The sequence below is a fragment of the Cupriavidus sp. GW823-FHT07A04 genome (assembly GCF_058794615.1).
The window spans coordinates 51,385-77,406 of record NZ_JBXAHA010000003.1; the positions used below are offsets into that span (position 1 = coordinate 51,385).

The window sequence follows — 26,022 nt, forward strand, 5'->3', positions numbered from 1 at the left end:
GGACAACGTTCATGCAAAAGCGGCGCGATTCTGTGCAACATACTGTTCGACCGAGAGCGGTGGCTTACCGGTGATCCTCGCAACAACGTCGTTGGTACCAGAGAAAATTCCTTCTTGGTAGTTTTGCGCCACTTCCACCAAATGCTGGGTGAGGAACGGCGGAAACCTGTAGAGGTTCTCCATCTTGTGCTGAAACTCTTCGATTGAAGTCGGTGTGTATTCGATGCGAGCGCCAAGTACCTCGCTCATCGCTGCTGCGATTTCCGTGTGGTCCATCTCGACGGGACCATGGAGCGTGTAGGTTTTTCCTGCGTGGGCCTCAGGCGCTGCCAGCACATGGGCGATCACTCGGCCCTGATCGTCACTGGCAATCGGCGCATGTCTGCCGTGGCCAAAGGGGAACTCAATTCTTTTCTTGGCCCAGATCTCCCTCGCAAAGTGCGGATATACCAGCCAATCGGCGAAAAAAGTGGGACGCAGGTGCGTAGTCGGAACGTCCGACCAGTCGAAAACACGCTCGGAAATCCAGTGATCCTGAGCGGCGTGGCTTGCCGACTCCCGGCGTGCAGAAATCTGTGACATGTTGACGATCGCCGCGACGCCCGCTTCCTTCGCGGCCTGCGCGAAGGAAGCGGCAGCGCTGATAATCCCTGGCGCGATCGGATGAAGGAAATACGCCGAACGGATGCCCTCCATCGCCGCGCGGATCGCGTCAATACTGGTGAAATCGCCAACAGCGATATCCACTCCACGCTGCCTCAAGGCGGCAGCGCGATCGTCGTCCGTGCGGACGTAGGCCCGCACGCGTCTGCCGAGCGTGAGCAGTTCGTCGATGGCTGCACCTCCAGTGCGCCCGGTTGCGCCGCTTACAAGAATGTCAGGTTCGTTCATTGTTTCGCTCCGTTTTTGAAATGAGGGCATATGCTCTCTTGCGGTAAGAGTAGGAGCATATGCTCGTAATGTCAAGAATTGCCTAGCGCCGGCCTGTCCGGATGGCACTCCCAAGAGCGTTTTGCCCGTCCCGGGGTGGCGAACCAGCACGATGTTGTGGGTGGGTTCAAGGGCTTCTCAGCGGTAGAGTTGCCCCAACAGTGCCGCGTCGGACTCGCCGCAACTAAAGTCGCAGCCAGTTAGACCATGATGACCGGGAAGCGGGCCACCTTCATCTTCCAGGCCTTCTAGTGCACTTCCTGCTCAGTGGGTTCTGCCTCCAGCAGGCGAGACAGAATGGGAACGATGCTCTAATAGACAGTGAGTCCTGCGCCGTCAGGTCGTCCAGCGGCTGAGCGATACCACGCAGCGTCAAGGATTTGAGAATCTCTGTCATGGCTCTATGCGGCATGCGGTACGTCCTGGTCACGCAGACACTGAACCGCCCCGGGAGTCGTGGGGGCTGGTTGGTTTAAGTTAATAGCGGTTCAGCGCAGAGTGGCGAATGGGACCGTGGACGTTATGCAGGCGCCTCGAGGCCAGAGATCGGGCCGCCGGACCGCCGCTGCCCCCCCGCGCCGCTACGCGAGCAGCTCTCGAATAGTTAACGGCTGCTTCCGACGGCAAGGCTGCCGTCCAGATGTCTGAGCGACAGATCCGACGGCTGTCCCTTTGTGGCCGAACTCGGAAGTTCGTCGCCGGCCAGCGCTCGATCGACCCGACTCAGCTCTGAACTTCCGTAATCGCACCTACGACATCCAGGAAGGCCAAGTCCTGGGCAACTAGGCCTATCTCCGCAACCACATCCGCATGACCGTAACGCCGCCTGACGGCAGCCCAGCCATGCACCGCTCCGGCTACACGCTGACCATCATGCGCAAAGACCCCGACGGACGCTGGCGGCTCACCCGCGACGCAAACCTGCTGGCAGCGGAAACCGCAGCGCCCCCGTGACAGCGGCATCGCCAAGTGAATTGCGGGAATGAAACAGTCATTGTGCAGCGCACTAAAAAGAATCTCCGGCTCACAGTCCCCCACCACGCACACCGCCCCCACCCCACCCCAGATCCGGATTCACCCCACATGGCGTTCCCACCCCATATCGCCAATAATGATCTCACTGCCATTGCCGGACGAGGGCGACCATGCTTTATAGTCCCGATGCAATTCGTACCGTCGCCCTGCTGGGGCACGCGGGGTGCGGCAAGACCTCCCTGATGGAGGCGCTGCTGCACAAGGGAGGTGCGCTGCACATGCCCGGCAGCGTGGAGCGCGGCACCACGGTCTGCGATTTTGATCCGCTGGAGCGCAAGTACCACCACTCGCTCACCACCGCGGTGGCCCACCTCCACTATCGAGATACCCGCATCTACCTGCTGGACACGCCCGGCTATCCGGATTTCTCCGGGCTGTCGATGAGCGCCCTGGCGGCGGTGGAGACGGCTGCCATCGTCATCAACGCGCAGACCGGCATCGAGATGACGACGCGGCGCATGATGGCCTGGGCGCAGGCGCGCAAGTTGTGCCGGATGATCGTGGTCAACGGCATCGACAAGGAGAAGGTGGATCTGCCCAAGCTGCTGGCCGATATCCAGGAGGCGTTTGGCAAGGAGTGCTTGCCGATCAACCTGCCGGCGGGGCGCGGCGGCGAGGTGGTGGATTGTTTCTTTAACCCGGCTGGCGAGGCGGATTTCCTGTCGGTGGCGTCGGCGCATGAGGCGCTGGTGGATCAGGTGGTGGAAATCGATCCGAAGCTGATGGAGTTGTATCTGGAGCAGGGCGAGCAGATTGCGCCGGAGCAGTTGCATGCGCCGTTCGAGCGGGCGCTGCGCGAGGGCCACCTGGTGCCGATCTGCTTTACTTCGGCGGCCAGCGGGGCTGGTGTCGCGGAGCTGCTGGATGTGTTTGTGCGCTTGCTGCCGAACCCGGCCGAGGGCAATCCGCCGTTGTTTTACCGTGATGCGGGCGAGCGCCGGGTGGCCATTCGCGCGGAGCCGGTGCCGGACAAGCATGTGCTGGCGCATGTCTTCAAGATCACGATGGACCCGTATCTGGGCAAGATGGCTGTGTTCCGCATCCACCAGGGCACGGTCACGCGCGACAGCCTGCTGTTTATCGGCGATGCGCGCCAGCCGTTCAAGGTGGCGCATCTGCTGATGCTGCAGGGCAAGGAGCGCGTTGAAGTGCCGCAGGCTGGGCCGGGCGATATCTGCGCCGTGGCCAAGATCGATGAGATCGCCTTTGATGCTGTGCTGCATGATGCCAGCGAGGACGGCAACATCCACCTGGCCCCGCTCGATTTCCCCACCCCGATCTATGGCCTGGCGATCGAGCCGGCGCGCCGCGGCAACGAGCAGCGCTTGTCGGAGGTCCTGCAGAAGCTTGGCGCGGAAGACCCCTGCCTGCGCATCGAGCACCCGGCGGGCACCAATGAGACGGTGATGCTTGGCCTGGGTGAGCTGCAACTGCGCTGCGCGCTGGAGCGCCTGACCGGCCAGTACAAGCTGGAGGTGGTGACGCGGCCGCCGAAGATCGCTTATCGCGAAACCATCGGCGGCAAGGCCGAGGGGCATCATCGCCACAAGAAGCAGACGGGCGGTGCCGGCCAGTTTGGCGAGGTGCAGCTGCGCGTGGAGCCGCTGCCACGCGGCACGGGGTTCGAGTTTGTGGATGCGGTCAAGGGGGGTGCGATTCCGGGCCAGTTCATCCCCGCTGTGGAAAAGGGCATCCGCCAGGTGCTTGAGTGCGGGCCGCTGGCGGGCTTTCCGATGCAGGACGTGCGCGTTACCGTGTTCGACGGCAAGAGCCATTCGGTGGATTCGAAGGAGGTGGCTTTCGCGGCGGCGGGGCGCAAGGCCTTTATCGAGGCCGTGCTCAAGGCGCGGCCGAGCGTGCTGGAGCCGATCGTGGATATCGAGGTGACGATGCCCGAGGCGGCAATGGGCGACATCATCAGCGACCTTTCCGCCAAGCGCGGCCAGGTGCGTGGCACGCGCACCGCGGCAGGCAACAGCGTTCTGGTGGCGGGACAGGTGCCGTTGTCGGAGTTGAACGACTATCAGTCGCGCCTGAACAGCATCACAGGCGGCCACGGCAACTACACGATCCAGCTCAGTCACTACGAAGCCGTGCCACCCGCCCAGCAGCAGGTGATGGCGTCGCAGCACAAGGCGCATGGCAACGGCGTGGACTGAGGGGCGGCCGCAATGCCGCGATGCCGGGATGGGCATCGCGGTGAAGACTGCCGGGCTTGCGCTATGGCTCGGCTGTCTTCTGCCGTGCCCTGCCCTTGCGGCGCTGCAAGACCAGTTCCTGTATTTTCCGGCCAAGGCGGCGTTGCCGGAGTTGCTTGCTGGCGGGCTGAAGGCGTGGCCGTCTTCGCAAGACTTCAAGGGCTTGGCGGCCGAGCCCACCGGGCCGGTGCGCGCCACCGCGATTGTGTTCCATGGCAATGCCGGACATGCCGGCCACCGTCGAGCCTACGCCGCAGCGCTGGCGCCCCAGGGCGTGCGCGTGATTCTTGCCGAGTACCCGGGCTACGGACCGCGCCCGGGGCCGTTGGGCGAAGCCAGCCTGGTGGCCGATGCCGAGCAGATCATCGCGCAGGCCTATCGCCAATACGGCGCCCCGCTGCTGGTGATCGGCGAATCGCTGGGGGCTGGCGTTACGGCCGCGGCCGCGGCGCGCCAGCGGGACAAGACAGCAGGCCTGATGCTGATCACGCCGTGGGATACGCTGCAACATGTTGCCGGCTACCACTATCCCTGGCTGCCGGTGTCGTGGCTACTACGAGACCGCTATGACAGCGCGGCCAACCTGGCGCGGTTCGACCGGCCGGTTGTGGTGGTGGTTGCGGAGCGCGACAGCATCGTCCCGGCGCGCTTTGGCGTGGCATTGCACAAGGGGCTGATAGCGCCTCGGCTATTGTGCGTACTGCCTGATGCCGAGCACAACGATTGGTTTGGGCGGGTGGACGGTGGCTGGTGGCGCGATGCCGTTCGATTTTTGCTCGGGGGTTCAGATTAAATCGTTTCCTCGACATTCGGCCATACCCGCATCTCAAACCGATCGGGCGGAACCGGCTCCGAATACAAATAGCCTTGGGCAAAATCACAACCCACGGCGACGAGGAAATCGCGCTGCTCTGTCGTCTCCACGCCCTCGGCAATGACCTTCAATCCCAGCTTGTGAGCCAGCATGACCATGGCCTCGCAAAGCGCCTGATTGTCGCCGTCGGAGCCGAGGTTCTGCACGAATGAGCGGTCGATCTTGAGGTAATCGATGTCGAAGCGCTTGAGATAGGCCAGGGACGAGTAACCGGTGCCGAAGTCGTCGATCGAGACGCCGATTCCCGCATCGCGGAAGGTCAGCAGCTTCTTGTTCAGTTCAGCGTCCAGCAGCAGGCCCTCCGTGATTTCAACCACCATGCTCTGCCCCGGCATCCCTTCCCGCATGAGATAGTCGGACCATTGCGCACAAACCTGGCTGTCTTGCCGAATCTGCATCGGCGACATGTTGACGCTGATCTGGAAAGACGGATGGAATCGGTTGCGCCATTGACGGGCCTGATGCACGGCCTGCTTGAACACCCAATCCCCGATCGGCACGATGAGCCCCGTGTCTTCGGCCAGCGCAATGAAATCCAGCGGACTGATCGTGCCGCGCTCAGGGTGCAACCAGCGGATCAGGGCCTCGGCTTTGCGGATTTCCCCTGTCGCCAGGTCAACGATGGGCTGATAGTAGACCTGGAACTGCCCGCCAGGCAGGGCGGCGCGCAGATCGCTGGTGAGACGCAGGCGCTTTTCCGCCGCCACGCGCAAGTCGGGCGTGAAGTAGTTGAAACGATTGCGCCCGGCGTTCTTGGCCGCGTACATGGCCTGGTCGGCATTCTTGAACAGGACGTCCAGCTCGCTGGTGTCGTCGGGGTAAAGCGTGACGCCGACGCTGGCGGAAATGAAAGCCTCATCCGCGCCGAGCGCGAAGGGCTCGGCCAGCTTGTGGATGATGGCCTTTGCGATGCGTTCAATGCTTTCGGTATCGCCCGTGTTGGGCAGAATGACGGTGAACTCGTCACCGCCAAGGCGAGCGACGATGTCCGATTCGCGCACGCACGAAATGATGCGCCTGGCCGCCTCGATCAGCAGGATGTCTCCTGTGTCGTGTCCCAGGGAGTCATTGACCTCCTTGAAGCGATCCAGGTCAATCAGCATCAGGGCCATGCGCTGCTCGGAGCGATGCGCCAGGCTGGCTTCGTGCTCGAGCCGGCTGTGAAACATCTGGCGATTCGGAAGATGGGTCAGCGCATCGAAATTGGCCTGTTTCCAGATCGTCGCCTCGAATGCCATCCGGTCCGACAGATCACGCCCCACGGCCAGCACCGAGTTCACCTTGCCCGAGCGGTCGATTTCTGGCGTCAGGCGGATGTGGGTGCAGTGTTCCTGTCCATCCCTGCTGACCCATCTCAGCTCCATTTGCCCACTTTTTCCGCTTGCAATGGTTTCGGCTATCTTCTGCTCGTAGATCAGCGCATTGGCGCCGCCGGGGACTTCCGAGGGCCGCTTGCCGAGCGACTCGGCTAGGCTGCACCCTGCCGATTTACAGAAGGCGGGATTGGCGTAAGTGCGGCGGAGATCTCGGTCGTAGCGGGTAATGGTGTCCGGCGAGTTCTCGATCAACGTTCGCGACTCCTGCTCCTTGGTGACGAGCTCCGCGGTTCGCTGGTCGACGGTCTGCTCCAGGGAGGCGTTGATCTCGTTGATCTTCTGGATCTTCTGCTTGATGGCCCCACTCATTCTTTCAAAACGCTGCGCGAGCCGGCCTAGTTCATCCCTGCCGCCAGCATCGGTGCGCGCTGGCGCCGGCGCCTCGGCGCCGGTATCGTTGCCGGTGTCGTGCATCTTCCGCACCAGCTCTCTGAGCGGTGCCGAAATGCTGTGGGAAATAAAGTAGGCCAGGAAGATGGAAAGCAGGAAACCCGAGATGCCAACCAGCACGATCTGATTGCGCACGGACTGTGCCTCCGCCGTCAGTTTCTTTTCCGGGATTGTGCTGACCACGATCCATGTCGTGCCGGGAATGCCTGTGTACGCGGCAAGGTAGCGCCCCTCGCGCTTGTCCTCGAAGTCGACGAAGCCACTGGACTCCCCGTTTAGCCCGTTGCTCGCGATCTTCCTGATCAGGTCGGGCTCGGCCGTCCCGTCGGTGTTCGTGGAGATGCCGTCGGTGCGGACAACCAGCTTGTTGCTGCGGGCATCGAGCACGTAGATCTCCGTTCCGCTCCCCAAGGCGACGTCATTGAAGATGGTCGAGAACTGTTCGGGGCGAATGACCAGGACCAGCGTGCCGATCCGCCGATTGTTGCTCTTGCCGATGATGGCACGCACCATCCCGAGGTTTTGTTGCCCAACACCGTTGTCGTAGCTGCCCCAGTAAGGCCGGCCATTCCGATCGGGCGCCTGCTTGACCAGACGCATCACGCCCCGGGTCAGTTGCGCGAACGCCTGGGTGTCCAGGATCCGGTTGTTCTTGTCGAGCAGGTACTTCTGGTTGATGAAGTCAACCGACCCGTAGTGCTGCAGGAGCAGCCGGGTCATATCCTGGCGTGCCTCGTTCTGCTCCTCTGCGCTGCCATTGACCACGTTTGTCAGCGCATTTTGAACGCGATCGGACAGGACAAGAAGGCTGCTCTCCGTCTCGACCTGCTCCATGCGCAGCGCGATGTTCTTGGAGACCTGCTTGACCATCTCCTTGGAGAATACCTCGGCCTTCTGCTTGATCGCGGCGGTCGACTCTACATACGATATGTAGCCCGAGATCAGTATCGGTATCAGCGACAGCAGGATGAACGCGGTCATCAGCCGGTAGCGAATCTCGACACGGCGCAGCAGGTCCAGCGAGAGATAGGCGAAGGCGCTTCGCAGCGAACCTAGGATTGAGCTCATTTGTAATGCATCTTCGCTTCATTCTTGACGGACGCGTCGAGAAGTTTGGCGGCCTGTCTGGGCGTGATCTTTCTGGTCAGCACTTCCTGCATCAAGTGATGAAGCTGCTCGATCGAGTTGGAGGGTAGAACCGAATAGTATGGGCTGGCGGTCACCGGATAGCGGCTGACCATGTTTGTGTAGTCGACCATCTTCTGATCGCTCACGAGCGTGCCCGCGGCTTGCTTGAATGGGGGGATGTTCTGGCGTTTTCTTTGGAGAATGGAGAAGCCTTTCCCGGCAATGAATTCGAGAAAACGCATGGCTGCGGCCTTGTTGGGCGTGTCACACACCGCAAACCCGGTTTCGCTGCCGATCACAGGCACCACACGCTTGCCGGGCGCGTTCCAGGGTGGAATAAACACGCCAACCTCGAAAGGGTTGCCGTGCAGCAAATGGCCAGCCGCCCAACTGCCGTGAAAAGCCATCGCGACCTTGCCCTCCTTGAACAACCGTATGCCCTCATCGTAATCCGTCGCCATGAAGGCGTCTTGCACGTAGCCGCGTTGCGGCATCAGCGCAATACTGGCAAAGATATCGGCTACCTGAGGCGTGTTCAGGTCCAGCGTGCCATCGCCGATTTTCTGCTTCCAGGCTGGCTCGCGCGCCACCACGTTGTTGGCAAAGCCAAAGCTGAAGGGGCCGTTGCCGAGCATGTTCGGGAAGCCGCCGCTCCACATGATGGGTGTGAAGCCCGCAAGCTTGAGCTGCTCGCAAACCATCAGGAACTCGTGGAAATTGGTTGGCAGTTCCTTGATCCCAGCTTTCGCGAACAGTGCCTTGTTGTAGTAGATCAGCGTTGTCGCCACGCCGCCGGATATGCCAAAGCGCTTGGATTGGCGACTGGTCCAGTCCCCCTTGAGCGGGCTGAGCATGTTGTTCCATGCCGATGTGGTGCTCACATCTGTCAGGATGCCTTGATCGGCCAATTCAGCCGCATAGGCGTTCGGGTTGACACTCACCAGATCCGGCAAGTTGCCAGAGGCGATCCGGGGCTTGATATTCTCCTCGACCGAATTGCCAATCATGAACTGCACATCCACGCGGACGTCTGGATTGAGCTTGCTGAATTCAGCCGCAATCTGGAGCATCTCCTCCGGCCAGTCTGGCGCCCATATCAACGCGGTAATGGCGGTCCTGGCGGGCACGGCCGCGCCTGGCGAAGCGTTGTCTTGCTGTTGGCAACCGGGCAAGAACAATAAAAGAAGGCTGACCAGGCCCGTTAGCAGGGCGGCAAACCCAATGCGTCGCGCTTGGTGATTCACTTTGCGGATTCGGGATGGATTAGCCGTGCTTCAGCAGGCACTTTTGACGCAGTGGAAAGCGAACCGCTGGAACTTGCATCGCGAAGGAACCGATGGCGAGGCATGGTGGCGTCCGGGCTGCGATGGCTTGCAACGACATCGACAAGCGTGAATGCGCAGCCAACCCACATCGGGAAACGCTTACGACGGCTGGGATGCGTATGTTTGACCATGACAGCAGATCGGGCGAATTGAGGGGGGCGGTGCCTACACTGCATATCGACAACGAGCGCGAATACTGTACCGGGACAAACCCGAATTTCCTCGCCATGACGCGTAGTTGCCGGTATCGCCAGAGCCAGCATCATAGCCGAATGAGCGCGCCTGACTGGGGATTCAACCGGCGGATTGCTGATTGCTGATTGCTCAATGCCTTGTCCCACTTGTCGCACCAGGGCCAACGATGCGCAGCGTTTGGACCACCAGCGAAAACGCCGGCGAGGGCTGGCGCCTGCTGGGGTAGTACAGGTGGTAGCCCTCGAATTTCGGGCACCAGTCCTCCAGCACGCGCACTAGCTGGCCTGCCTCGATATGCTGCATCAACTCATCTTCGGGCAGCAGGGTGATACCCAGCCCGGCCAGCGCCGCGTCCACCTGGGGCTGTGCGGTGTTGAAGATCAGCTGACCATCGACGCGTACGTTCACCCGGCGGCCTCGGCGCTCGAAATCCCAAACGTACAACCCGCCGGATGTGGCCATACGCTGATTGATGCAGCGGTGCGCCGTCAGGTCATTTGGCGTCCTGGGGATGGGGTGAGCAGCAAGATATTCCGGCGAAGCCACCACCGCCAGACGCAACGGTGGGCCGATAGGCACGGCAATCATGTCTTTGTCGATGGTGTTACCCAGGCGTACGCCGGCATCGAACCGGTCAGCCACGATGTCACGGAAGCCGTAATTCACGTCGAACTCCAGCTTGATGTCCGGATACTCGCGCAGCAGCGGCGTGAGCTTGGGCAGCAAAATGCTGTGTAGCACGTTGTCACCGCAGGTGATGCGCACGGTGCCGGCGGGCTTCTCGCGCAATTCGGTCAAGGCATCGAGCTCCGCCTCGATCTCGTCGAAGCGATGGCCGATGGCCTGCATCAGCCGTTCGCCCGCTACGGTTGGTGAAACGCTGCGCGTGGTGCGCGTGAGCAGCCGGATCTGCAATCGCTCCTCCAATCCGCGAATGGTCTGGCTCAGGGCCGATTGCGTCACACCCAGCGCAGCAGCGGCACGGGTGAAGCTGCCTTCGCGCGCCACGGTGACGAAGGCCAAGAGATCGTTGAGGTTGCGTCTGGCCACGGCGCAGTCTCCCAAGGCATATTCAGTAGCCTAGCTTATATCCCATTTAAGTATTCATTAGCTAGTCACGGTGGCTTGCGTTCGCGAAGATACAGGGCATGAGAAAGTCAATTTCAATGTCATGACAACGAACGTTTGTACCGCCCCTGCGGGCGAAACCTCCACCCAGCGGGAGGCTGGAGAGCAGCCGGCGTTCTGGAGCGGCGTCTTTGCGATGACGCTGTGCGTCTTTGCGCTGATCGCCTCGGAATTCATGCCCGTCAGCCTGCTGACGCCCATGGCTGCGGATCTCCATGTCACCGAGGGGATGATGGGGCAAGGTATCGCGATCTCCGGCGCATTCGCTGTGGTGACGAGCCTGTTCATTTCCACGCTTGCCGGCAGCATGAATCGCAAGACACTGCTGCTGGGGCTGACGGGCGTAATGACCCTGTCAGGCGCGGTCGTCGCGATGGCTTCGAGCTATTTCACCTACATGGCAGGCCGTGCGCTCATTGGCGTGGTCGTAGGCGGGTTCTGGTCCATGTCGGCGGCGACAGCCATGCGGCTCGTTCCAGCCAGTCAAGTGCCGCGCGCCTTGGCCATCTTCAATGGCGGCAACGCACTGGCCACGGTGGTGGCCGCGCCGCTAGGCAGCTACCTGGGTGCGGTCATTGGATGGCGTGGCGCCTTCTTTTGCCTGGTGCCGGTAGCGTTGATCGCGCTGGCGTGGCAATGGATCAGCCTGCCGTCCATGCGCGTGGAGCCGCGTAGCGCCGGCTCCAGCTCCGGCAATGTCTTCGCGCTATTGCGGAATCCGGTGGTGACCTTGGGGATGCTCGGTGCTGGCCTCTTCTTCATGGGGCAGTTCACGTTGTTCACCTACCTGCGGCCGTTCCTGGAAACGGTGACGCAGGTTGGCGTATCCGCGCTCTCGCTCATTCTGCTGCTGATCGGTGTGGCAGGCTTCATCGGCACCACGCTCATCGGCACGGTACTCCAGCGGCGCTTCTACCAGACGCTGATTGCCATACCGATCTTGATGGCCGCCATCGCCGTGGCATTGATCGCTTTTGGAGGCTGGATGACTGCCGTCGTTGCACTCCTGGGTTTTTGGGGGCTGGTTGCCACCGCAGCGCCCGTAGGATGGTGGGGCTGGGTGGCCAGGACATTTCCGCAGAACGCCGAGGTCGGCGGCGGGCTGATGGTGGCCGTTGTCCAGCTTGCCATTGCCATAGGCTCTACCGTGGGGGGCTTGCTGTTCGACAGCAGCGGCTACCAAAGCACCTTCGAAGCGAGCGTAGCCCTGTTGCTGATCGCAGCCTACCTGACTTTTCTGACATCACGCGCGGAAGCGGCGCAGACCGGTTGATCGATGCACGGTATCAGCGTTGTCGCTGTGGCAACCCGTAGTGGGCGGGTGAACCCGCCGGGTGCCTCAGCGAAGCGCACGGCAAAGTCCTATCCTTTGTCAATGACGTGCCGGACGCATCGCGCGGCCGGGCTGGCATCATGGCCATCAGCACGTTCTCAGTCACGGCCCAACAGTACGGCGGTGTCGGCATGAAGCGTGTTTATGCACTGATTGCGACTTGCATCCTGTTGGTTGCCTGCGTATCGACGGGCGTCGATGTGAAACCGGAGCAATTGTCGAACTTCATTCCCGATTTCTCTACCGTTGACGACGTTACCGCGCAGCTTGGGACGCCCACCTCCATGACGACGCTGCGAGACGGATCCACGATACTGATCTATTCCTTTGCGACCTCCAAGCCTCACCCGGAGAGCTTTATTCCATTCATTGGCCCGCTGTTTTCCGGCGGGGAGATCCGATCGTCGACGGTCCTTTTCGAGTTCGACGAGAACGGTGTCCTCAGGAGTCAACGCAAGACGACATCGAGTGGTGCTTCGGGGTGGAGCGTATTGCCTGCCGGTGCGCCGCCTTGAAGCACTTCGACAACCCGGTGGGCTGCGCATCCGCCTGCTGTTGCAATGTCTCCACCGCCGATCACAGGCGGACAGGAGACAACGACATGTGAGCCGTGTGCGCCGTATGCGCCGTCTCATCGCGCATCCATTGGCTGAACGCAAGGATGCGAGGATCCTGGCTGCTGCGCGCCGGATAGACGAGATGATAGGCATACGCCGGCGCGATGCTCACGCTAATCTCGAATAGGCGCACCAGGCGGCCTTGGGCCAGGTCATTGGCGACCATGGGCAGTTCCACGAGGCCAATGGCAGCGCCGTCGATCACGGCCTGCACGACATGGCTCGAATCGGAAAAGGCAACGCAGCGGCTGTCGTCGAAATCGTCGACGCCGGCCGCGGCCATCCACATGCGCCAGTCGGGCCAGGCCATGCCGTCGACCGGACAGTCGACATGGCACAGCGTGTGGCCAAGCAAGTCCCGCGGTGTTTGCAGCCGGGCACCGGCTTCGCGCAGTTTCGGGCTGCAGATCGGGACGACAACCGTGTCGAACAGCCGGTCTGAGCACGTGTCTTCGTAATGCCCGGCGCCAAAGCGGATCGCGATATCCACGTCGTCCGCGTCGAAGTCCCGTACCTGATCGGAAATATCGAATGTGAGTTCAAGCGCCGGGTTGGCGGCCCTGAACCGCGCAAGCCGGGGCAGCAGCCAGTTGGTGGCGAACATCGCGCCTAGCGAGATGCGCAGATGCGCCGGTCCCCGCGCCATTCTCCGGGCCCGGCTGGTGGCCCGCTGCAAGGTGTCGAGCGCGTCGGCGGCCGCCTCGAACAGGACGGCGCCGGCGGGCGTCAGCTGGATGCTGCGGCTGGTGCGCGCGAACAGCGTGATGCCTAGCTGGTCCTCGATCTCCTTGATCTGGTAGCTGACGGCCGCCGGCGTCAACCCCACCTCCTGCGCCGCGCGCGTGAAGTTCAAGTGCCGCCCGGCTGCCTCGAAGGTCCTCAGTGCTCGTGTGCCCGGCAGCATTCGCTTCATCGATCTTCAAGCCATTTTTAATGATCCGGCAAGAAATACTCGTTTCTCAAAGCGCGGTCAATAGCAGATAGTTGCGGCCAACCCTGCGCATGCAGGCGGCGCGCGACGTTCGCCAAGCCCATTGCACGCCACTACCGGAGTCACAGCAACCCATGCCAGCTAGTCAGTCTTCCTTTATCGTTCAACGCAACGGCCTGCCGGCAACGCTCGCCGAGTTGGCACCCCTCGCCTTTGCGGGCTACGCGCATTTCACCGCGATGCAGGTGCGCGGCGGCCGGGTCCGTGGGCTGGATCTCCATCTCGAGCGGCTCAGGGTTGCCTCGATGGCGTTGTTCGGCCGCGCCTTGCCCGACGATCAGGTGCGTGCCTATCTGCGCGCGGCGCTGGCATGCGCGCCGGCGGACGTCTCGCTGGTGGCCACCGTGTACCTACCGGCGGGTGAGTTCACCGTGGCCGGCGCGGCTGTCGAGCCTGAAGTGCTGGTGCGTACCGGGCCGCCCGCGTCCGGCCCACAGGCCCCGTTGGGGTTGGCCGCTGTCCCTCACGAGCGGGTGCTCCCCGCCCTGAAGCACGTTGGCGAAGTGGCCAAGACGTATTTCCTGCGCCAGTCCGTGGGCAAAGGCTTCGACGATGCCGCTTTCGTTGACGCCCAGGGGCGGCTTAGCGAGGGGAGCATCTGGAACCTGGTCTTTTGGGACGGAGAAGCTGAAACGGTGGTGTGGCCCGAGGCCGAGATGCTGGCAGGCACGACCATGGGTATCGTCCGCCGGCAACTGGATCGCCTCGGTGTGCGTCAGCGCGTCCAGCCCGTGACGCTTGCCGATCTGCCTGGCCTGGCTGGCGCGGCGGTGATGAACTCCTGGACACCGGGGGTGGCGGTGAGCCGGATCGGTTCCGCGCCCATGCCTGAGGCGCCTAGCTTCCTTGCGCTGCTTCATCGGGCTTATCAGATGGAGGAACCTGTCTTGCCGTGAGCCCGTGCCAACGATTGCCCATTGTCGCGGATTGCGGTTGAATGGCTCCAGCTTGAATGGCGCCATTGTGGCCAGAGACCACCGTGGCAACATATGCGGGAGGGCTCAACGATGACACCTGACGGCCAGGTCAAATCTCCGGGGCAAAGTGATCGTCGCCCTGTGCTGGTCTGGGACGCGCCGACGCGGCTGTTCCACTGGCTGGCAGTGGTGCTGGTAGCGGGAGCCTATGCGACCTGGCGGCTGAACTGGATGGACTGGCATGTCCGGATTGGCGAAGCACTGCTCGCGCTGGTGCTTTTCCGGTTGCTTTGGGGCTGCTTCGGTAGCGAAACCGCACGCTTTCGCAGCTTTGTGGCCTCGCCCGCCGCTGCGTTCCGCCATCTGCGGCATATGTTGCGCCGCGAGGCCGACGTGCAAGTCGGCCACAACCCGGCGGGCGGGTGGATGGTGCTGCTGCTGCTTGCGTTGATGCTGGGCGAAACGCTCAGCGGGCTCTACATCAACAACGACATCGCGGACAAAGGGCCGCTCACCGAATGGGTGCCCGCATCGGTCGCCAATGCGATCACGGCGCTGCACACCATCCTGTGGGACGCGCTGCTGGCGGCGGTAGCGTTGCACGTGCTGGCCATCGCACTGTATGCACTGGCCAAGGGCCACAACCTGCTGCTTCCCATGCTGACCGGCCGCAAGCCATTGCCGGCGCGCATCGCCACGCCACGACTGGCATCCGCGCTGCTGGCGCTGCTTGTGCTGGGCGTTGGCGCCGCCGCGGCGGCGCTTCTCACGGCGTATCTCTGAGCTGCCCAGACCTGAGCGCAAGCGCCGCGTTAGTTGCTCTTAGGCGGCAGCACCTGGCCACGGATTTCGCCGGCGGGATGATCCTTTGTGTGCACGTTGATGTACATCTCGCCGGCAAGAAACTCTTGCGCGTCAGCCGGGGAGAGGGTGGCCTGGCCCTTGAGGGGACTGGTGACCGCAGCGCCCTTCCCGGACAGCCAGATTTTCACGCTCGCGTTCTTGCCGCTTGTGGCAGGCCCGTGGAAATGCGCCATGGTGGCCTCGCTGGGTAGGCCGCTCAGCGTGACTGCCCAGGTGACAACCCGTGTGCCAGGGTCGTAGGTGAGGTCGGCGGAACCGCTGCCCTTGGTCTCGACAGGAGGCACCTCCTGCGCGCCGCTGAGCGGCACGGTAAACGAGATTGGCGCCGCCTGCACCCAGGTCATTGACCCCGCCAAGGCGAGGCCGGAGAGCCACATGAGGGCCCGCCGCGATATTGAAACACGCATTTGATTGTCTCCTGTCCGGTATGGCACCGGTTGAACAGCGGCCGCCTGCTTTCACTGCGTGGCGGCGAGCGTACCCGATGCCGGCGCTTCCGGCGCCGGGTCAATCTGTCAGCCGACCGGTCGCTGGCATGAGTCCGAGAAAAGGATAGACCCGGCTGTCTGCCAAATCCAGAACCGTGGTTGGCAGCCAGGCCCGCATGGCGCCGCGCGTCCGAGCGCTACTCGACTTCCCGCTGGAGCGCTTTTTCAGAGTTTGAGCGCCCGATCCTGGCCGCGCCTGCCGAATGCTCAGCCCGCAGCGGTCTCCAGCGCCGCGTCATATTGTCCCAGGCTGGCCAGGCCATTCAGCCGTGAGCGCTGCAGCAGCGCCCGTTGCGCTTGCGCCGCGTTAGCGGCCTCGCCGCGCCAGGCCAGCAAGGGCGGCTCCTGCAAGGCGCGCCCGTAGGAGAAGGACAGCCGCCAGGGCAACTGGGCGAGCCGGTTCATGGCATCGAGATTGGCGGTGGCCTCGGTGGGCGTTTGGCCGCCGGACAGGAAGAAGATGCCCGGCACCGCCGCGGGCACCGTGCGCTTGAGCACCTGCACGGTCTGCATGGCAACCTCGGCCGGCGCCGCGTGCCCGGCCTCCTTGCCGGGGAGCACCATGCTGGGCTTCAGCAGCATGTGTTCGAGCACTACCGCATGCTGGTGCAAGGCGTGAAAGACTTCATGCAGCACGGCCTCGGTGACCTCGGCGCAACGCGCCATGGCGTGCGCGCCATCCATCAGCACCTCGGGCTCGACGATCGGCACCACGCCCATCTCCTGGCAGATCGCGGCATAACGCGCCAGCGCCTGCGCATTGGCCTGGATGGCAAGCCGGCCGGGCAGTTTGTCAGACACGTTGTACACCGCGCGCCACTTGGCAAAGCGCGCGCCTTGCTGGCGATAGGCGGCAAGCCGCTTGGCCAGCCCGTCGAGGCCCTCGGTGATCTCGTCGCCGGGAGCGTGGGCGAGCGCGAGCTTGCCCTTGTCCACCTTGATGCCGGGCACGATGCCATGGCGCGCAGCCAGTTCTGGCAGCGGCGTGCCATCGTCGGCGCACTGGCCTAGCGTTTCCTCGTACAGGATCACGCCGCTGATGCATTCACCAAGACCTGGTGTCGACAGGAGCAGGCTGCGCCACGCCCGGCGGCTTTCCTCGCTCGATGCCACGCCGATGCGCTCGAACCGCTTGGCGATCGTCGCCCCGCTCTCGTCGGCGGCCAGCAGGCCTTTGCCCGGTTGAACCAGGGCATCCACGGTGGCTTGCAGTTCGCTTCGTGTGTCCATGATGCGGCTCCGTGAAGGTGACATGGGAACAAGCATTAGCGCATAAGGGCAATCGCGCAAGCGAGCCGGGGGGCGTGGCCAGTGCTGATGGTGGCCAACCGAACACTTCGCGCAGCTTGCCCTTGTCCTTGCCCTGCTCGGGCGTGGTGCGCAGGGCGTAGTCAGGCCCGAGGCATCTGCGCCGCCTTGGACAGCACACAAACGGGCACCGGGTCATCGCGGCCTCGCAGGCGTGCGGCAAGCTGCGGCAGGCCCGCGGCCGAAACGCCGGCTTGCTGGAAGACCTGTTCCGAGACGATCGCCTCGCAAGCCATCTCCTTTGTCAACTGCTCGAGTCTCGAGGCCACATTCAACGGGTCACCAATTGCCGTGAACGTAACGTGGTCGCGGAAACCAATCTCGCCCATGATGGCCCGGCCGCAATGCAAGCCGATGCCAAAGCGGATTGGCGTCTGCAACTGCTGCTTGAGCGCAGCGTTGAGTTCCTCAATATTGGCTGCAACCAGCGGCACTGCGCTGAGCGCCTGGCGACAGGCCTCGGCTGGCTCGCAGCGCAAGCCAAAGATCGCGAGCACCGCGTCTCCCAGGAACTGGTTTGGCAGACCGCCTGCCTGAACCACCGCGGCACAGACCGCACTGAGGAAGCGGCTGACCATGAACAGGCTGTCGAACGGCAATTGTGCCGCCGCAAGCTTTGTGGAATCCCGCATATCCACGAACATGAACGCCGCGAACCGCTCTTGCGGCATGACGTCCCGCTGGCGCCGCTGCAGGAAGGCCGCCGATGCGGCCGGCGGCACCAGCGGCCACACGGACAGATCATGGGTCGGCCGCAACTGGCAGGCGAGGCGCACTGTCCGCGAATCCGCTCCCAGCCGCTCCAGAACGCGCCGCTCGGCCTCCGCCGGCGCGGGCAGCGGCACAGCACTGAGCACACGCACCCGGCACAATGTGCATCGGGCACGGCCACCGCAGGTGCTGGCATGGGGCACGCCGGCCATGCGGCTAGCCTCCAGCACCGAGAATCCGAGCGGCGCGAATACCTTTCGCCCGTCCGGATACAGAACACAGAGCCGCCCGGCCCGGCGCTCCCGCGCCGTGCGCACCAGGCGCGCTGCAAGCACCAGCAGCAGCGCGCCTCCATCGAAGAGCAAAAAGTCGTTGCGCAGCTCGGCGAGCCAGAGGTTTTGCAACCCCGTTCCGATGATCGTGGTCCGGGTCGCCGCGGCGCGCCAGACGGGATCCTGCGCGAGCGCGACCACTTCCCGTCCGCCCTGCAAGAAACCTAGCAGCGCGAGCACCGGGATCAGCACGGCGACGCTCAGCAGCACGCTGCGCCACGCCCCGAACCATGGTTTCAAGCGCAACCAGAACCAGATGCCGTAACACCCATGCAGCCAGGCGACCACCAATAGCATCAGCTGCACGCGGCCGAAGAACGGTGAATCGATCCAGAACGAGTACAGCAACTGCGCGTAGCCCTTGTTCAGGCCGAACTCGGCAAAGGCGACCCGCGTATTCACAACATGGTTGGCTAGCAGCGGCGGTATGCACAAGCCGAGGACGAGTTGCGCTACCTCACCCGGGGTCCAATGCAACGAGCGCCGTTCGTACAGAGCCCACAGACCCAGGACGAAATGCGTCACCAGCGCGCTGTACAGCACGGCCGTTCCAAGCCATCCCTGCCAGATGAACTTCTGCACGAGCAGACCACGCTCCAGCCAGGCGAGCGAGATATTCCCCAGCGAGTGGTTCAGCAGGTGCGTACCAACATAGGTAAACAGCACCAGTCCTGTGGTCAGACGGACCGATCGCACACCCGCCGGCCACCACCTTTGAAGATAGGGAACGTGTGACATGCTCTACTCTACCCTCCACGCCTGTCGATGCGCCAGCGCTTGCCACCAAGCGCCAGCACTGCCGAGCAGCACGCTAGGTTAGCATCACTTCCAATGGGTAGTGCAGGCGCCTGAGGCGCCTTGGATTCAGGTTCATCCGACGTTCGCGTGGGTCGATGCATCGCCGGGCTAAATCCAGCGCTGCCGTAGCTCCCTTCTCCCATTTCATGGGAGAGGGGAGCAAACCAGCGTTTTTCTTCCTGCCACTTGCACCCGCGTGCAGTACGCATACGACAGTCCGAAGAACCTCTATTTAAGCCGCCTGTGGATCTGGCGGCGTCTTAGCTGTGCGCGCCGTCGGTGAACGGATCGCGCCGATCCGTGATTTTTGCGCCGTCGGAATAAACGTCGAACTTGCCTGCTTTCGCGCCATCCGTGTAGGGATCGCGCGGCCCGACAGTATGGGTGCTGCTGTCAGAAGTTGGGGGGGTGCTGGACGACTGGGCCATGGCAGCGAAGGAAGTCAATGCCGCGACAGCGGCCAAAATCAGGATTTTCATGACGAGCTCCAAATACAGTAGGGATAGCTTCCAAAGCGCATCTCCGTGAAGGCTACGCTTGGGCACGTAACTCGCTTCCGGTTTCCGGGGGTATCGATCAATCCCGAGAACTCGTTCGCCGTGCATTTGTAGAACCGCGCAGCCACCCGTTTTATTCCGGCACAAGCTATGGATGCGGCCAGCGGCCAAGGGAAATTCCTGTGCCTCGGTTCATGTTCCTTTGTCCTCTTATCCCTGATGCCGCGGATGCGTTTTTTCCGCGAAGGAAATTGGGGAATAAGCAGACCGGCTCCGCGGTTTACCCATGCAGAGCGTCCTGCTGCGCAGTCGGGTCGACCGCGGGCATCGCTCGCTCGGACAACCAAGGAGTACTGACATGAAATCGAACTCGCTGAATCGGCTTTTTGCGCTGCCCATGCGCGGCTCGCTCATCGTGAGCACTGCGTTGATGGCAACTTCCGTTTGTGTCTATGCGCAAACGCCGCCGGCACCCGCCACGCATCAAATCACTCGCGCGCAAGTGCGACATGAACTCGAGGAACTGGAGTCGGTCGGCTACAACCCATCCCAAGGCGACAATGGTGACTATCCCGCCGACATTCAAGCAGCGGAGCAAAGGCTGGAAGCCAAACATCAAGCGCAAAGGAATGCGCTGATGGGTGGAAACCAGGCAGCACAGGCCGGTGACAACCAGACCGCACAGACGAAGCCCGCGCCTTGATTGCGGGCGCAGGCCGCACACGGCATCTCGAAAAAGGATACGGCTGGCAGAGCAGTTGAACGACCTTTTTGTGGCGTACCAATCCAGATCGGATGGGATCATGAATCGCGACCAGTTCAAGTTTTGGAACGCCGTTGGGATCATTACCATCGGCCTTCTCTTTTACTACCTCTTGGTCAACTAGTGCCCGCTGAAGCTGGTTTGAGGATCGTTCCGGGCGCGCTATGCCTGAGCCGCAGCGCCAGCGTGAGACCGCGCCCGGCAAGATCCAGCGACCAGATTCCGAGCGCTTGATTGGCCAGGTGGAGAAAGAGGTAGATCAGCAGTCATCCGCTTGCGACGCATGGGCGGCTCGCCGGTGGTGCTGGTCTGGCAGCCCGAGACGTCGACGGCTGCAGGCGGCATACCGATCACATGATCGGCGCTTGCCATGCGGAATCAACACGGGATCCATTTCAGGTCGCGGTTCCGGGAATAAAAATGGCATGCCGGCGGTCTTGCTGTTAACTCACTGCCGGTCACGGATTGCGGTTACAGCAGACACTTCAAAATGGCCGATCCAGACACCGCGCAGCGCTTCGAGACGCTTTTATTGCCGCATATGAACTCGGCCTTCAATGTTGCGCGATGGTTGACGCATAACGACCAGGATGCCCAGGACGTGGTGCAGGAGGCGTACCTGCGCGCATTCCGGTTCTTTGGCGGATTCCGCGGCGAGGATGCCCGTGCATGGCTATTGAGCATTGTGCGCAACACCTTCTACACCTGGCATCAGCAGAACCGGGGGCATGCAGCGCAGACCATGATGTTCGAAGAAGACATGCATAGCCTTGAGACGAGTGTCGCCGACCATGACGACAGTCCTGAAGCCATGCTCATACGCAGCCAGAGCCAGAAGCGGGTGCACAAGGCGTTGCTGGGCTTGCGGCTGGAATACCGGGAGGTTGTCGTGCTGCGGGAGCTGGAAGACTTGTCGTACAAGGAAATCGCCGCCATCGTGGGCATCCCGATCGGCACGGTGATGTCTCGCCTGGGCCGAGGCCGCCAGCAACTCGCGGCGCTGCTCGCCCCGACGGATCAGGAGGCGTGATGGATCACAAACAGGCGTTTGAATTACTGCCGGGCTATCTCGACCAGGAGTTGAGCCTGTCCGAAGCGCTCGAATTCGAGCGTCATCTTGCTGACTGCGAGCCGTGCCAACAGGTCTATGCACAACACCGCCAGGTGAGTGCGCAGCTGCGGCAGGCGGAATTGCGCGTAGCGGCGCCGCAGGAACTGGTGAAACGCATCAAGGCTGCGTTGCCGGTGCGCCGCACGCTCTGGCAGCGCCTGGGTGAACGATTCGGCCGGTGGAGCGGCGGTGGGTCGCTGGCCTGGGCGCCGGCTGGCGCGATGTTGATGAGTGTGGTCGCGTTGACCTGGAGCGTGGGGCTGTACCTCTCGGTGCCGTCGAGCGAGACGCGCCTGACCCAGGAACTCGTGGATAACCATATTCGCTCGCTGCAGGTCAGTCACCTCTCCGATGTGATTTCAACCGACCGGCATACGGTCAAGCCGTGGTTTGACGGCAAGCTGGACTTTGCGCCGCCTGTGGTCGATCTTGTGCAGCAGGGGTATCCGCTGGTCGGCGGGCGGCTGGATTACCTGAAGGGACGGGCGGTAGCCGTGATGGTCTATCGCTACAAGCTGCACCCGATCAATCTTTATGTGTGGCCGGGCAACGACGCGGGCGCCACGCCTCGCATCTACGCGCAGCAGGGCTATCACCTCGCCCACTGGAGTGCCGCGGGGATGAATTACTGGGCGATTACCGATGCCGGCGAAGCTGAGCTGAACGGCTTCATCACGGACCTGCGTGCACATCCTGCTTCCTAGCCGCCGCAGCGCGGTACACATCGCGGAATAAAACGGATGGCACGGCGGTTTACCTGGAGAACCCAATCGGGAGGTCCGTCGGATGGTCCGGTGAGCCACCTCTCGAACTTTCCTTGCGAGGGCAATATGTCGTCAGATCTTCCGTCCAACCCGTCGCGCCGCGGCGCGTTGAAGTGTCTCGCGTTCGGTGGCGCGGGCACCGTCTTTGTCTTGGCAGGCGGCGTTCTCGCGCCCGTGGAACTGGGCCTTGCCGCCTCCGGGAAAGGCCCGTCATCTGCCGCGGGCATTCCTCTTTTCCTGCAGATCAGCGACACGCATATTGGCTTCAATAAGGAAGCCAATCCCGACGTCGCGGGCACGCTCAGGCAGACCATTGACTTCGTCAATGCCATGCCGGTCAAGCCGGCGCTGACGATCCACACGGGCGACATTACGCATCTTTCAAAGGCAGAAGAGTTCGACCACGCGGCCCAATTGATGTCGGGGCTGAATATCACCGAGTTGCATACCGTGCCCGGCGAGCATGACGTGACCGATGGGCCTGGAACGGAATACTTCAAGCGTTTCGGTCAAGCCTCCGGCAACAAGGGCTACTACAGCTTCGACCACAGCGGCGTCCACTTTATCGGCCTGGTCAACGTGATGCATTTCAAGCCAAACGGTTTGGGGGGCTTGGGCGACGACCAACTCGCCTGGCTGAAATCGGATCTGCGGGGCCGCTCGTCCAGCACGCCGATCGTCGTCTTTGCACACATGCCAATGTGGACGATCTACCAACCATGGGGTTGGGGCACCGGCGACGCCGGCGAGGCCATGAGCTATCTGACGCGCTTCGGTTCGGTCACGGTCTTGAACGGCCATATCCACCAGATCGTGTCGAAGGTGGAAGGCAATATCACCTTCCATACGGCGCGCTCGACGGCCTATCCGCAACCGACGGCAGGCAATGGGCCCGGTCCCATGCCGCTGACGGTACCGGGCGATCAGCTTCCCAGGATGCTTGGCGTGACCAGCATCAAGATCATGCGCCACCCGCTCGCAGCGACACTCGCCGACACCACGCTCGCCTGACTTTCCAGGCACCGCTCACCAACCAGGACCCAGATCATGCTAACAACCATCCTTCGCCGCGCCTTCGTCGTCCCCCTCGGGGTCGGGATACTCATGGCGGCATTGACTTGCGAGTTCTCCTTCGCGCAAGCGCAGGAGAACCATGTCGTCGTTGTGAAGAATTTCATGTTCTCGCCGATGTCGCTCACGATCAAAGCTGGCTCGACCGTGACCTGGAAGAACCTCGATGGCGAACCGCACACGGTTGTCAACGACGCCGGCCTGTTCCGCTCCAGCGCGCTCGATCAGAACGACACCTACAAGTTCAAGTTCGACAAGCCGGGGGTCTACAAGATCTTCTGCGGCATCCACCCGAACATGATGGCGACAATCACCGTCCAGTAGGGGCCGACGAACCCGCCGTCCAGCCTCCGCTCGCCGAATGGCCCGTGAGCGGAGGCGGCCATCCAGCTCGTTGAGCTCGCGGTTGGCGATCGTCGCTTCCGTGGCCATCGCGAACGTTGTCCACACGAAACAAATGTAAGCTTCTGTAAATACCATGCGCCGCGGCCCTGTTTTGATAACAGAAGCGCCCTTGCGCTTTGGTACGATCGCGCTCTTTCCGCCAGCGCCCCGCCACCGTGATTCGCCGATATGCATCGTTGTTTTGTGAGCATTGCGCACGGTGGCTCGCCCGTGTCCAACCGCTGGCCGCCGCCGGCAGCACGATCACCAGACTCGCGCTCAACGGCGCGCTGCGCCGCCTGCGCCACCCGACGCGACGCGGCGTCGCGCTGACGCTCGCTGCATTGCCGGCGCTCTTCCTGCTATACGTGCTTGCGCTCGTGCCGTTTACGCCGGGCATCGGCGACATCCGCAAAGCCCGCGTTGATCGGCCAGCATTGATCGTGTCGGCCGACGGCAAACTGCTCGACGCGTTCAAACCGGTCAATCGCGAGTGGGTGTCGCTCAGGCAGGTCTCGCCGCATATGGTGGATGCATTGATCGCGACCGAAGACCGCCGCTTCTATGAGCATCATGGCATCGACTGGAAACGTACCGCGTCGGCCGCGCTGCATACGTTCTCCGGCGACCGGCAAGGTGGCTCGACGATCACGCAGCAGCTCGCGCGCAACCTGTATCCCGACGAGATCGGCCGCGCGCCAACGCTCACGCGCAAGCTCAGGGAAGCAATCACGGCATTCAAGATCGAAGCCGTGTACAGCAAGGATCAGATCCTGGAGACGTACCTGAACACGGTGCCGTTCCTCTACAACGCCTACGGCGTGGAAATGGCCGCGCGCACCTACTTCGGCAAATCGGCCAATCAGCTCGACATTCTCGAAAGCGCGACGCTCGTCGGCATGCTGAAGGCCAACAGCACCTACAACCCCGTGCTCAATCCCGAGCGCGCGTTGCAGCGGCGAAACACGGTGCTCGGGCAGATGAACAAATACGGGAAGCTCAAGCCCGATGCCTACACTGCATTGAAGCGGCAACCGCTCAACATCGATTTCGAGTTGCAGACCGCGCAACCGGGCGCCGCGCCGCATTTTTCGGCGCAATTGCGCAAGTGGCTGATCGCATGGGCCGATCGCAACGGCTACAACATCTATGCCGACGGGCTGGTCGTGCGCACGACCATCGATTCACGCCTGCAGGCCATGGCGACGCAGGCGTTGGACTGGCAGACGAACCAGTTGCAATGGATCGCGAACGGCGCATGGAACGAACACACAGGCTGCTGGCCGGGCAACGACCTGTTCCGGACGTTCATCCGGCAGTCGCCCGACTACCGCGCCGCACGCGATGCGGGTCAATCGGATGAGGCCGCGCTCAGGAAGCTCGCCACGAACCCCACGTTCGTGCGCGCGCTCTGCCGGAGCAAGACGCAGATCCAGGCGGGTTTTGTCGCGATCGACCCGCGCAACGGAGATATCAAGGCATGGGTTGGCAGCCGCGACTTCCGTGACGAGCCGTTCGATCACGTGCAGCAGGCCCGGCGTCAGCCGGGTTCGACGTTCAAGCCGTTCGTCTACGGCGCGGCCTTCGCGGACGGTGCGCGGCCGAGCGATACGATCGTGGACCGTAACGTCGCCATTGCGCTGACCGGGAATGCGATCTGGCGGCCTACCGACGCAGAGCCGCCCACCGGCCGGCCGATGACGCTGCGCGACGCGCTAGTGTATTCGCGCAACCGCGTCACCGCACAGCTCATGCAAAAGGAAGGCCCCGAGAAGGTCGCACGGCTCGCACACGCAATGGGTGTGCGCGCGAGTCCGCTCGAAGCGGTGCCGTCGCTCGCGCTCGGCACAAGCCCGGTCACGCTCAGGGAAATGGTCTCGGCGTACAGCACGATCGCGAACCGTGGCGCCTATATCGAACCGCGCATGGTCACGCGCATCGAGGATCACGACGGCAAGGTGCTCGCCGAATTCGCGAGCGCATCGCCAGAGCAGGCACTGCCCGCCGGCGCGGCGCAAACGCTCGTCGACGTGATGCGCGACGTCGTTAGCCGGGGCACCGGCGCGGCGATCCGGGCGCGCTTCGGGATTCGCGCCGACGTGGCCGGCAAGACAGGCACGACACAGGACAACACGGATAGCTGGTTCATCCTGATGCATCCGCAACTGGTCGCGGGCGCGTGGGTGGGTTTCGACGATGGACGTGTGACGCTCGGCAACTACTGGGGCGAAGGCGCGCACAGCGCCCTACCGATGGTGGGCGCGTTCTACGACATGGCGCTGCGCGCACGGGTGATCGATCCGGATGTGCGGCTCGGCCCCGAAACCCGGCCTCCTCGCCCGGTCCATGAGCGGCGGCATCGACACTTCCTCTTCTGGACGTTCTGACGTCGTCGCTGGCGCACGCGTCATTCGCCGCCTCCACCGACTACCCGCTCGGCAACCCGATCGCGGTGAGGGGCTTCACGAGCGGGAAGCGGTGCATGCGCACTAGC

The 26,022-nt window shown here is 62.7% G+C and carries 22 protein-coding genes; 13 read left to right on the forward strand and 9 right to left on the reverse strand.

The features are described from left to right. Positions 1-9: 9 nt before the first annotated feature. Positions 10-891: an NmrA family NAD(P)-binding protein gene (locus AC1Q7Q_RS05970; protein WP_492375645.1), complete on the reverse strand. Its 882-nt coding sequence runs from the start codon at positions 889-891 to the stop codon at positions 10-12. A gap of 849 nt (positions 892-1,740) precedes the next feature. Here AC1Q7Q_RS05970 and AC1Q7Q_RS05975 point away from each other — a divergent pair. From AC1Q7Q_RS05975 to AC1Q7Q_RS05985, 3 genes are all read left to right on the forward strand, one after another. Then, a complete protein-coding gene (locus AC1Q7Q_RS05975; RefSeq protein ID WP_492375644.1) occupies positions 1,741-1,884 on the forward strand; it encodes a hypothetical protein in 144 nt (47 codons plus the stop codon). A 191-nt stretch (positions 1,885-2,075) separates the two neighbouring features. Continuing rightward, on the forward strand, positions 2,076-4,124 hold the full coding sequence (fusA, locus tag AC1Q7Q_RS05980) for an elongation factor G (RefSeq protein WP_492373808.1): 2,049 nt from the start codon (positions 2,076-2,078) through the stop codon (positions 4,122-4,124). A gap of 28 nt (positions 4,125-4,152) precedes the next feature. Next, on the forward strand, positions 4,153-4,956 hold the full coding sequence (locus AC1Q7Q_RS05985; protein WP_492373867.1) for an alpha/beta hydrolase: 804 nt from the start codon (positions 4,153-4,155) through the stop codon (positions 4,954-4,956). Here AC1Q7Q_RS05985 and AC1Q7Q_RS05990 read toward each other — a convergent pair. From AC1Q7Q_RS05990 to AC1Q7Q_RS06000, 3 genes are all read right to left on the reverse strand, one after another. Next, positions 4,953-7,871, reverse strand: a complete 2,919-nt coding sequence (locus AC1Q7Q_RS05990) for a bifunctional diguanylate cyclase/phosphodiesterase (protein WP_492373809.1) — start codon at positions 7,869-7,871, stop codon at positions 4,953-4,955. The genes AC1Q7Q_RS05985 and AC1Q7Q_RS05990 overlap by 4 nt on opposite strands. Beyond that, positions 7,868-9,103 carry an ABC transporter substrate-binding protein gene (locus AC1Q7Q_RS05995; RefSeq protein WP_492373868.1) on the reverse strand — a complete coding sequence of 412 codons (1,236 nt, stop codon included), beginning with the start codon at positions 9,101-9,103 and terminating at the stop codon, positions 7,868-7,870. The genes AC1Q7Q_RS05990 and AC1Q7Q_RS05995 overlap by 4 nt, the downstream gene beginning before the upstream one ends. Positions 9,104-9,580: 477 nt before the next feature. Continuing rightward, entirely contained in the window at positions 9,581-10,501 is a 921-nt protein-coding gene (locus AC1Q7Q_RS06000) for a LysR family transcriptional regulator (RefSeq protein WP_492373810.1), read from the reverse strand. 214 nt (positions 10,502-10,715) lie between these two features. On the opposite strand from AC1Q7Q_RS06000, the gene AC1Q7Q_RS06005 reads away from it, so the two are divergent. Together AC1Q7Q_RS06005 and AC1Q7Q_RS06010 are read left to right on the forward strand one after the other, a co-directional pair. Further along, positions 10,716-11,852: an MFS transporter gene (locus AC1Q7Q_RS06005; RefSeq protein ID WP_492373869.1), complete on the forward strand. Its 1,137-nt coding sequence runs from the start codon at positions 10,716-10,718 to the stop codon at positions 11,850-11,852. A 191-nt stretch (positions 11,853-12,043) separates the two neighbouring features. After that, entirely contained in the window at positions 12,044-12,427 is a 384-nt protein-coding gene (locus AC1Q7Q_RS06010; RefSeq protein ID WP_492373870.1) for a hypothetical protein, read from the forward strand. A 61-nt stretch (positions 12,428-12,488) separates the two neighbouring features. Here the strand turns inward: AC1Q7Q_RS06010 and gcvA are convergent, their stop codons facing one another. Further along, positions 12,489-13,442 (reverse strand): transcriptional regulator GcvA, encoded by a 954-nt coding sequence (gcvA, locus tag AC1Q7Q_RS06015; RefSeq protein WP_492373811.1) that lies wholly within the window; start codon positions 13,440-13,442, stop codon positions 12,489-12,491. A gap of 152 nt (positions 13,443-13,594) precedes the next feature. On the opposite strand from gcvA, the gene AC1Q7Q_RS06020 reads away from it, so the two are divergent. Together AC1Q7Q_RS06020 and AC1Q7Q_RS06025 are read left to right on the forward strand one after the other, a co-directional pair. Continuing rightward, positions 13,595-14,416 (forward strand): aminotransferase class IV family protein, encoded by an 822-nt coding sequence (locus tag AC1Q7Q_RS06020; RefSeq protein ID WP_492373812.1) that lies wholly within the window; start codon positions 13,595-13,597, stop codon positions 14,414-14,416. A 111-nt stretch (positions 14,417-14,527) separates the two neighbouring features. Further along, entirely contained in the window at positions 14,528-15,220 is a 693-nt protein-coding gene (locus AC1Q7Q_RS06025) for a cytochrome b/b6 domain-containing protein (RefSeq protein ID WP_492373813.1), read from the forward strand. A gap of 29 nt (positions 15,221-15,249) precedes the next feature. Here AC1Q7Q_RS06025 and AC1Q7Q_RS06030 read toward each other — a convergent pair whose 3' ends face one another. From AC1Q7Q_RS06030 to AC1Q7Q_RS06045, 4 genes are all read right to left on the reverse strand, one after another. Continuing rightward, entirely contained in the window at positions 15,250-15,708 is a 459-nt protein-coding gene (locus AC1Q7Q_RS06030; protein WP_492373814.1) for a CHRD domain-containing protein, read from the reverse strand. A 288-nt stretch (positions 15,709-15,996) separates the two neighbouring features. Next, a complete protein-coding gene (locus tag AC1Q7Q_RS06035; protein ID WP_492373815.1) occupies positions 15,997-17,019 on the reverse strand; it encodes a class I fructose-bisphosphate aldolase in 1,023 nt (340 codons plus the stop codon). 161 nt (positions 17,020-17,180) lie between these two features. Next, the gene (locus tag AC1Q7Q_RS06040; protein ID WP_492373816.1) at positions 17,181-18,878 is read right to left on the reverse strand and encodes an adenylate/guanylate cyclase domain-containing protein; all 1,698 of its coding nucleotides are present in this window, start codon (positions 18,876-18,878) and stop codon (positions 17,181-17,183) included. 320 nt (positions 18,879-19,198) lie between these two features. After that, positions 19,199-19,417: a hypothetical protein gene (locus AC1Q7Q_RS06045; RefSeq protein ID WP_492373817.1), complete on the reverse strand. Its 219-nt coding sequence runs from the start codon at positions 19,415-19,417 to the stop codon at positions 19,199-19,201. A 376-nt stretch (positions 19,418-19,793) separates the two neighbouring features. On the opposite strand from AC1Q7Q_RS06045, the gene AC1Q7Q_RS06050 reads away from it, so the two are divergent. The 6 genes from AC1Q7Q_RS06050 (at position 19,794) to AC1Q7Q_RS06075 (ending at position 25,915) form a co-directional block, all read left to right on the forward strand. After that, entirely contained in the window at positions 19,794-20,138 is a 345-nt protein-coding gene (locus AC1Q7Q_RS06050; RefSeq protein ID WP_492373818.1) for a DUF4148 domain-containing protein, read from the forward strand. Between the two features lie 550 nt (positions 20,139-20,688). After that, complete coding sequence (locus AC1Q7Q_RS06055) at positions 20,689-21,228, forward strand: sigma-70 family RNA polymerase sigma factor (protein ID WP_492373819.1); 540 nt, start codon at positions 20,689-20,691, stop codon at positions 21,226-21,228. Continuing rightward, entirely contained in the window at positions 21,228-22,013 is a 786-nt protein-coding gene (locus AC1Q7Q_RS06060) for an anti-sigma factor family protein (RefSeq protein ID WP_492373820.1), read from the forward strand. Before AC1Q7Q_RS06055 ends, AC1Q7Q_RS06060 begins: the two co-directional genes overlap by 1 nt. Before the next feature lie 126 nt (positions 22,014-22,139). Continuing rightward, positions 22,140-23,084: a metallophosphoesterase family protein gene (locus tag AC1Q7Q_RS06065; protein WP_492373821.1), complete on the forward strand. Its 945-nt coding sequence runs from the start codon at positions 22,140-22,142 to the stop codon at positions 23,082-23,084. A gap of 36 nt (positions 23,085-23,120) precedes the next feature. Further along, positions 23,121-23,468, forward strand: a complete 348-nt coding sequence (locus AC1Q7Q_RS06070; RefSeq protein WP_492373822.1) for a cupredoxin domain-containing protein — start codon at positions 23,121-23,123, stop codon at positions 23,466-23,468. Positions 23,469-23,707: 239 nt separating this feature from the next. After that, positions 23,708-25,915: a penicillin-binding protein 1A gene (locus AC1Q7Q_RS06075; RefSeq protein ID WP_492373871.1), complete on the forward strand. Its 2,208-nt coding sequence runs from the start codon at positions 23,708-23,710 to the stop codon at positions 25,913-25,915. The last annotated feature ends 107 nt before the right edge of the window (positions 25,916-26,022 follow it).

Excerpts from the sequence above, each read along its gene's own strand:
- AC1Q7Q_RS06005 (WP_492373869.1), top strand. The coding sequence starts at position 10,716 with ATGACGCTGTGCGTCTTTGCGCTGATCGCCTCGGAATTCATGCCCGTC.
- AC1Q7Q_RS05985 (WP_492373867.1), top strand. The coding sequence starts at position 4,153 with ATGGGCATCGCGGTGAAGACTGCCGGGCTTGCGCTATGGCTCGGCTGT.
- AC1Q7Q_RS06045 (WP_492373817.1), bottom strand. The coding sequence starts at position 19,417 with ATGAAAATCCTGATTTTGGCCGCTGTCGCGGCATTGACTTCCTTCGCT.
- AC1Q7Q_RS06035 (WP_492373815.1), bottom strand. The coding sequence starts at position 17,019 with ATGGACACACGAAGCGAACTGCAAGCCACCGTGGATGCCCTGGTTCAA.
- AC1Q7Q_RS06030 (WP_492373814.1), bottom strand. The coding sequence starts at position 15,708 with ATGCGTGTTTCAATATCGCGGCGGGCCCTCATGTGGCTCTCCGGCCTC.
- AC1Q7Q_RS05990 (WP_492373809.1), bottom strand. The coding sequence starts at position 7,871 with ATGAGCTCAATCCTAGGTTCGCTGCGAAGCGCCTTCGCCTATCTCTCG.
- AC1Q7Q_RS06040 (WP_492373816.1), bottom strand. The coding sequence starts at position 18,878 with ATGTCACACGTTCCCTATCTTCAAAGGTGGTGGCCGGCGGGTGTGCGA.
- fusA (WP_492373808.1), top strand. The coding sequence starts at position 2,076 with ATGCTTTATAGTCCCGATGCAATTCGTACCGTCGCCCTGCTGGGGCAC.
- AC1Q7Q_RS05975 (WP_492375644.1), top strand. The coding sequence starts at position 1,741 with ATGACCGTAACGCCGCCTGACGGCAGCCCAGCCATGCACCGCTCCGGC.
- AC1Q7Q_RS06020 (WP_492373812.1), top strand. The coding sequence starts at position 13,595 with ATGCCAGCTAGTCAGTCTTCCTTTATCGTTCAACGCAACGGCCTGCCG.
- AC1Q7Q_RS06050 (WP_492373818.1), top strand. The coding sequence starts at position 19,794 with ATGAAATCGAACTCGCTGAATCGGCTTTTTGCGCTGCCCATGCGCGGC.
- AC1Q7Q_RS06070 (WP_492373822.1), top strand. The coding sequence starts at position 23,121 with ATGCTAACAACCATCCTTCGCCGCGCCTTCGTCGTCCCCCTCGGGGTC.
- AC1Q7Q_RS06060 (WP_492373820.1), top strand. The coding sequence starts at position 21,228 with ATGGATCACAAACAGGCGTTTGAATTACTGCCGGGCTATCTCGACCAG.
- AC1Q7Q_RS05970 (WP_492375645.1), bottom strand. The coding sequence starts at position 891 with ATGAACGAACCTGACATTCTTGTAAGCGGCGCAACCGGGCGCACTGGA.
- AC1Q7Q_RS06065 (WP_492373821.1), top strand. The coding sequence starts at position 22,140 with ATGTCGTCAGATCTTCCGTCCAACCCGTCGCGCCGCGGCGCGTTGAAG.
- AC1Q7Q_RS06055 (WP_492373819.1), top strand. The coding sequence starts at position 20,689 with ATGGCCGATCCAGACACCGCGCAGCGCTTCGAGACGCTTTTATTGCCG.
- AC1Q7Q_RS06025 (WP_492373813.1), top strand. The coding sequence starts at position 14,528 with ATGACACCTGACGGCCAGGTCAAATCTCCGGGGCAAAGTGATCGTCGC.
- AC1Q7Q_RS06010 (WP_492373870.1), top strand. The coding sequence starts at position 12,044 with ATGAAGCGTGTTTATGCACTGATTGCGACTTGCATCCTGTTGGTTGCC.
- gcvA (WP_492373811.1), bottom strand. The coding sequence starts at position 13,442 with ATGAAGCGAATGCTGCCGGGCACACGAGCACTGAGGACCTTCGAGGCA.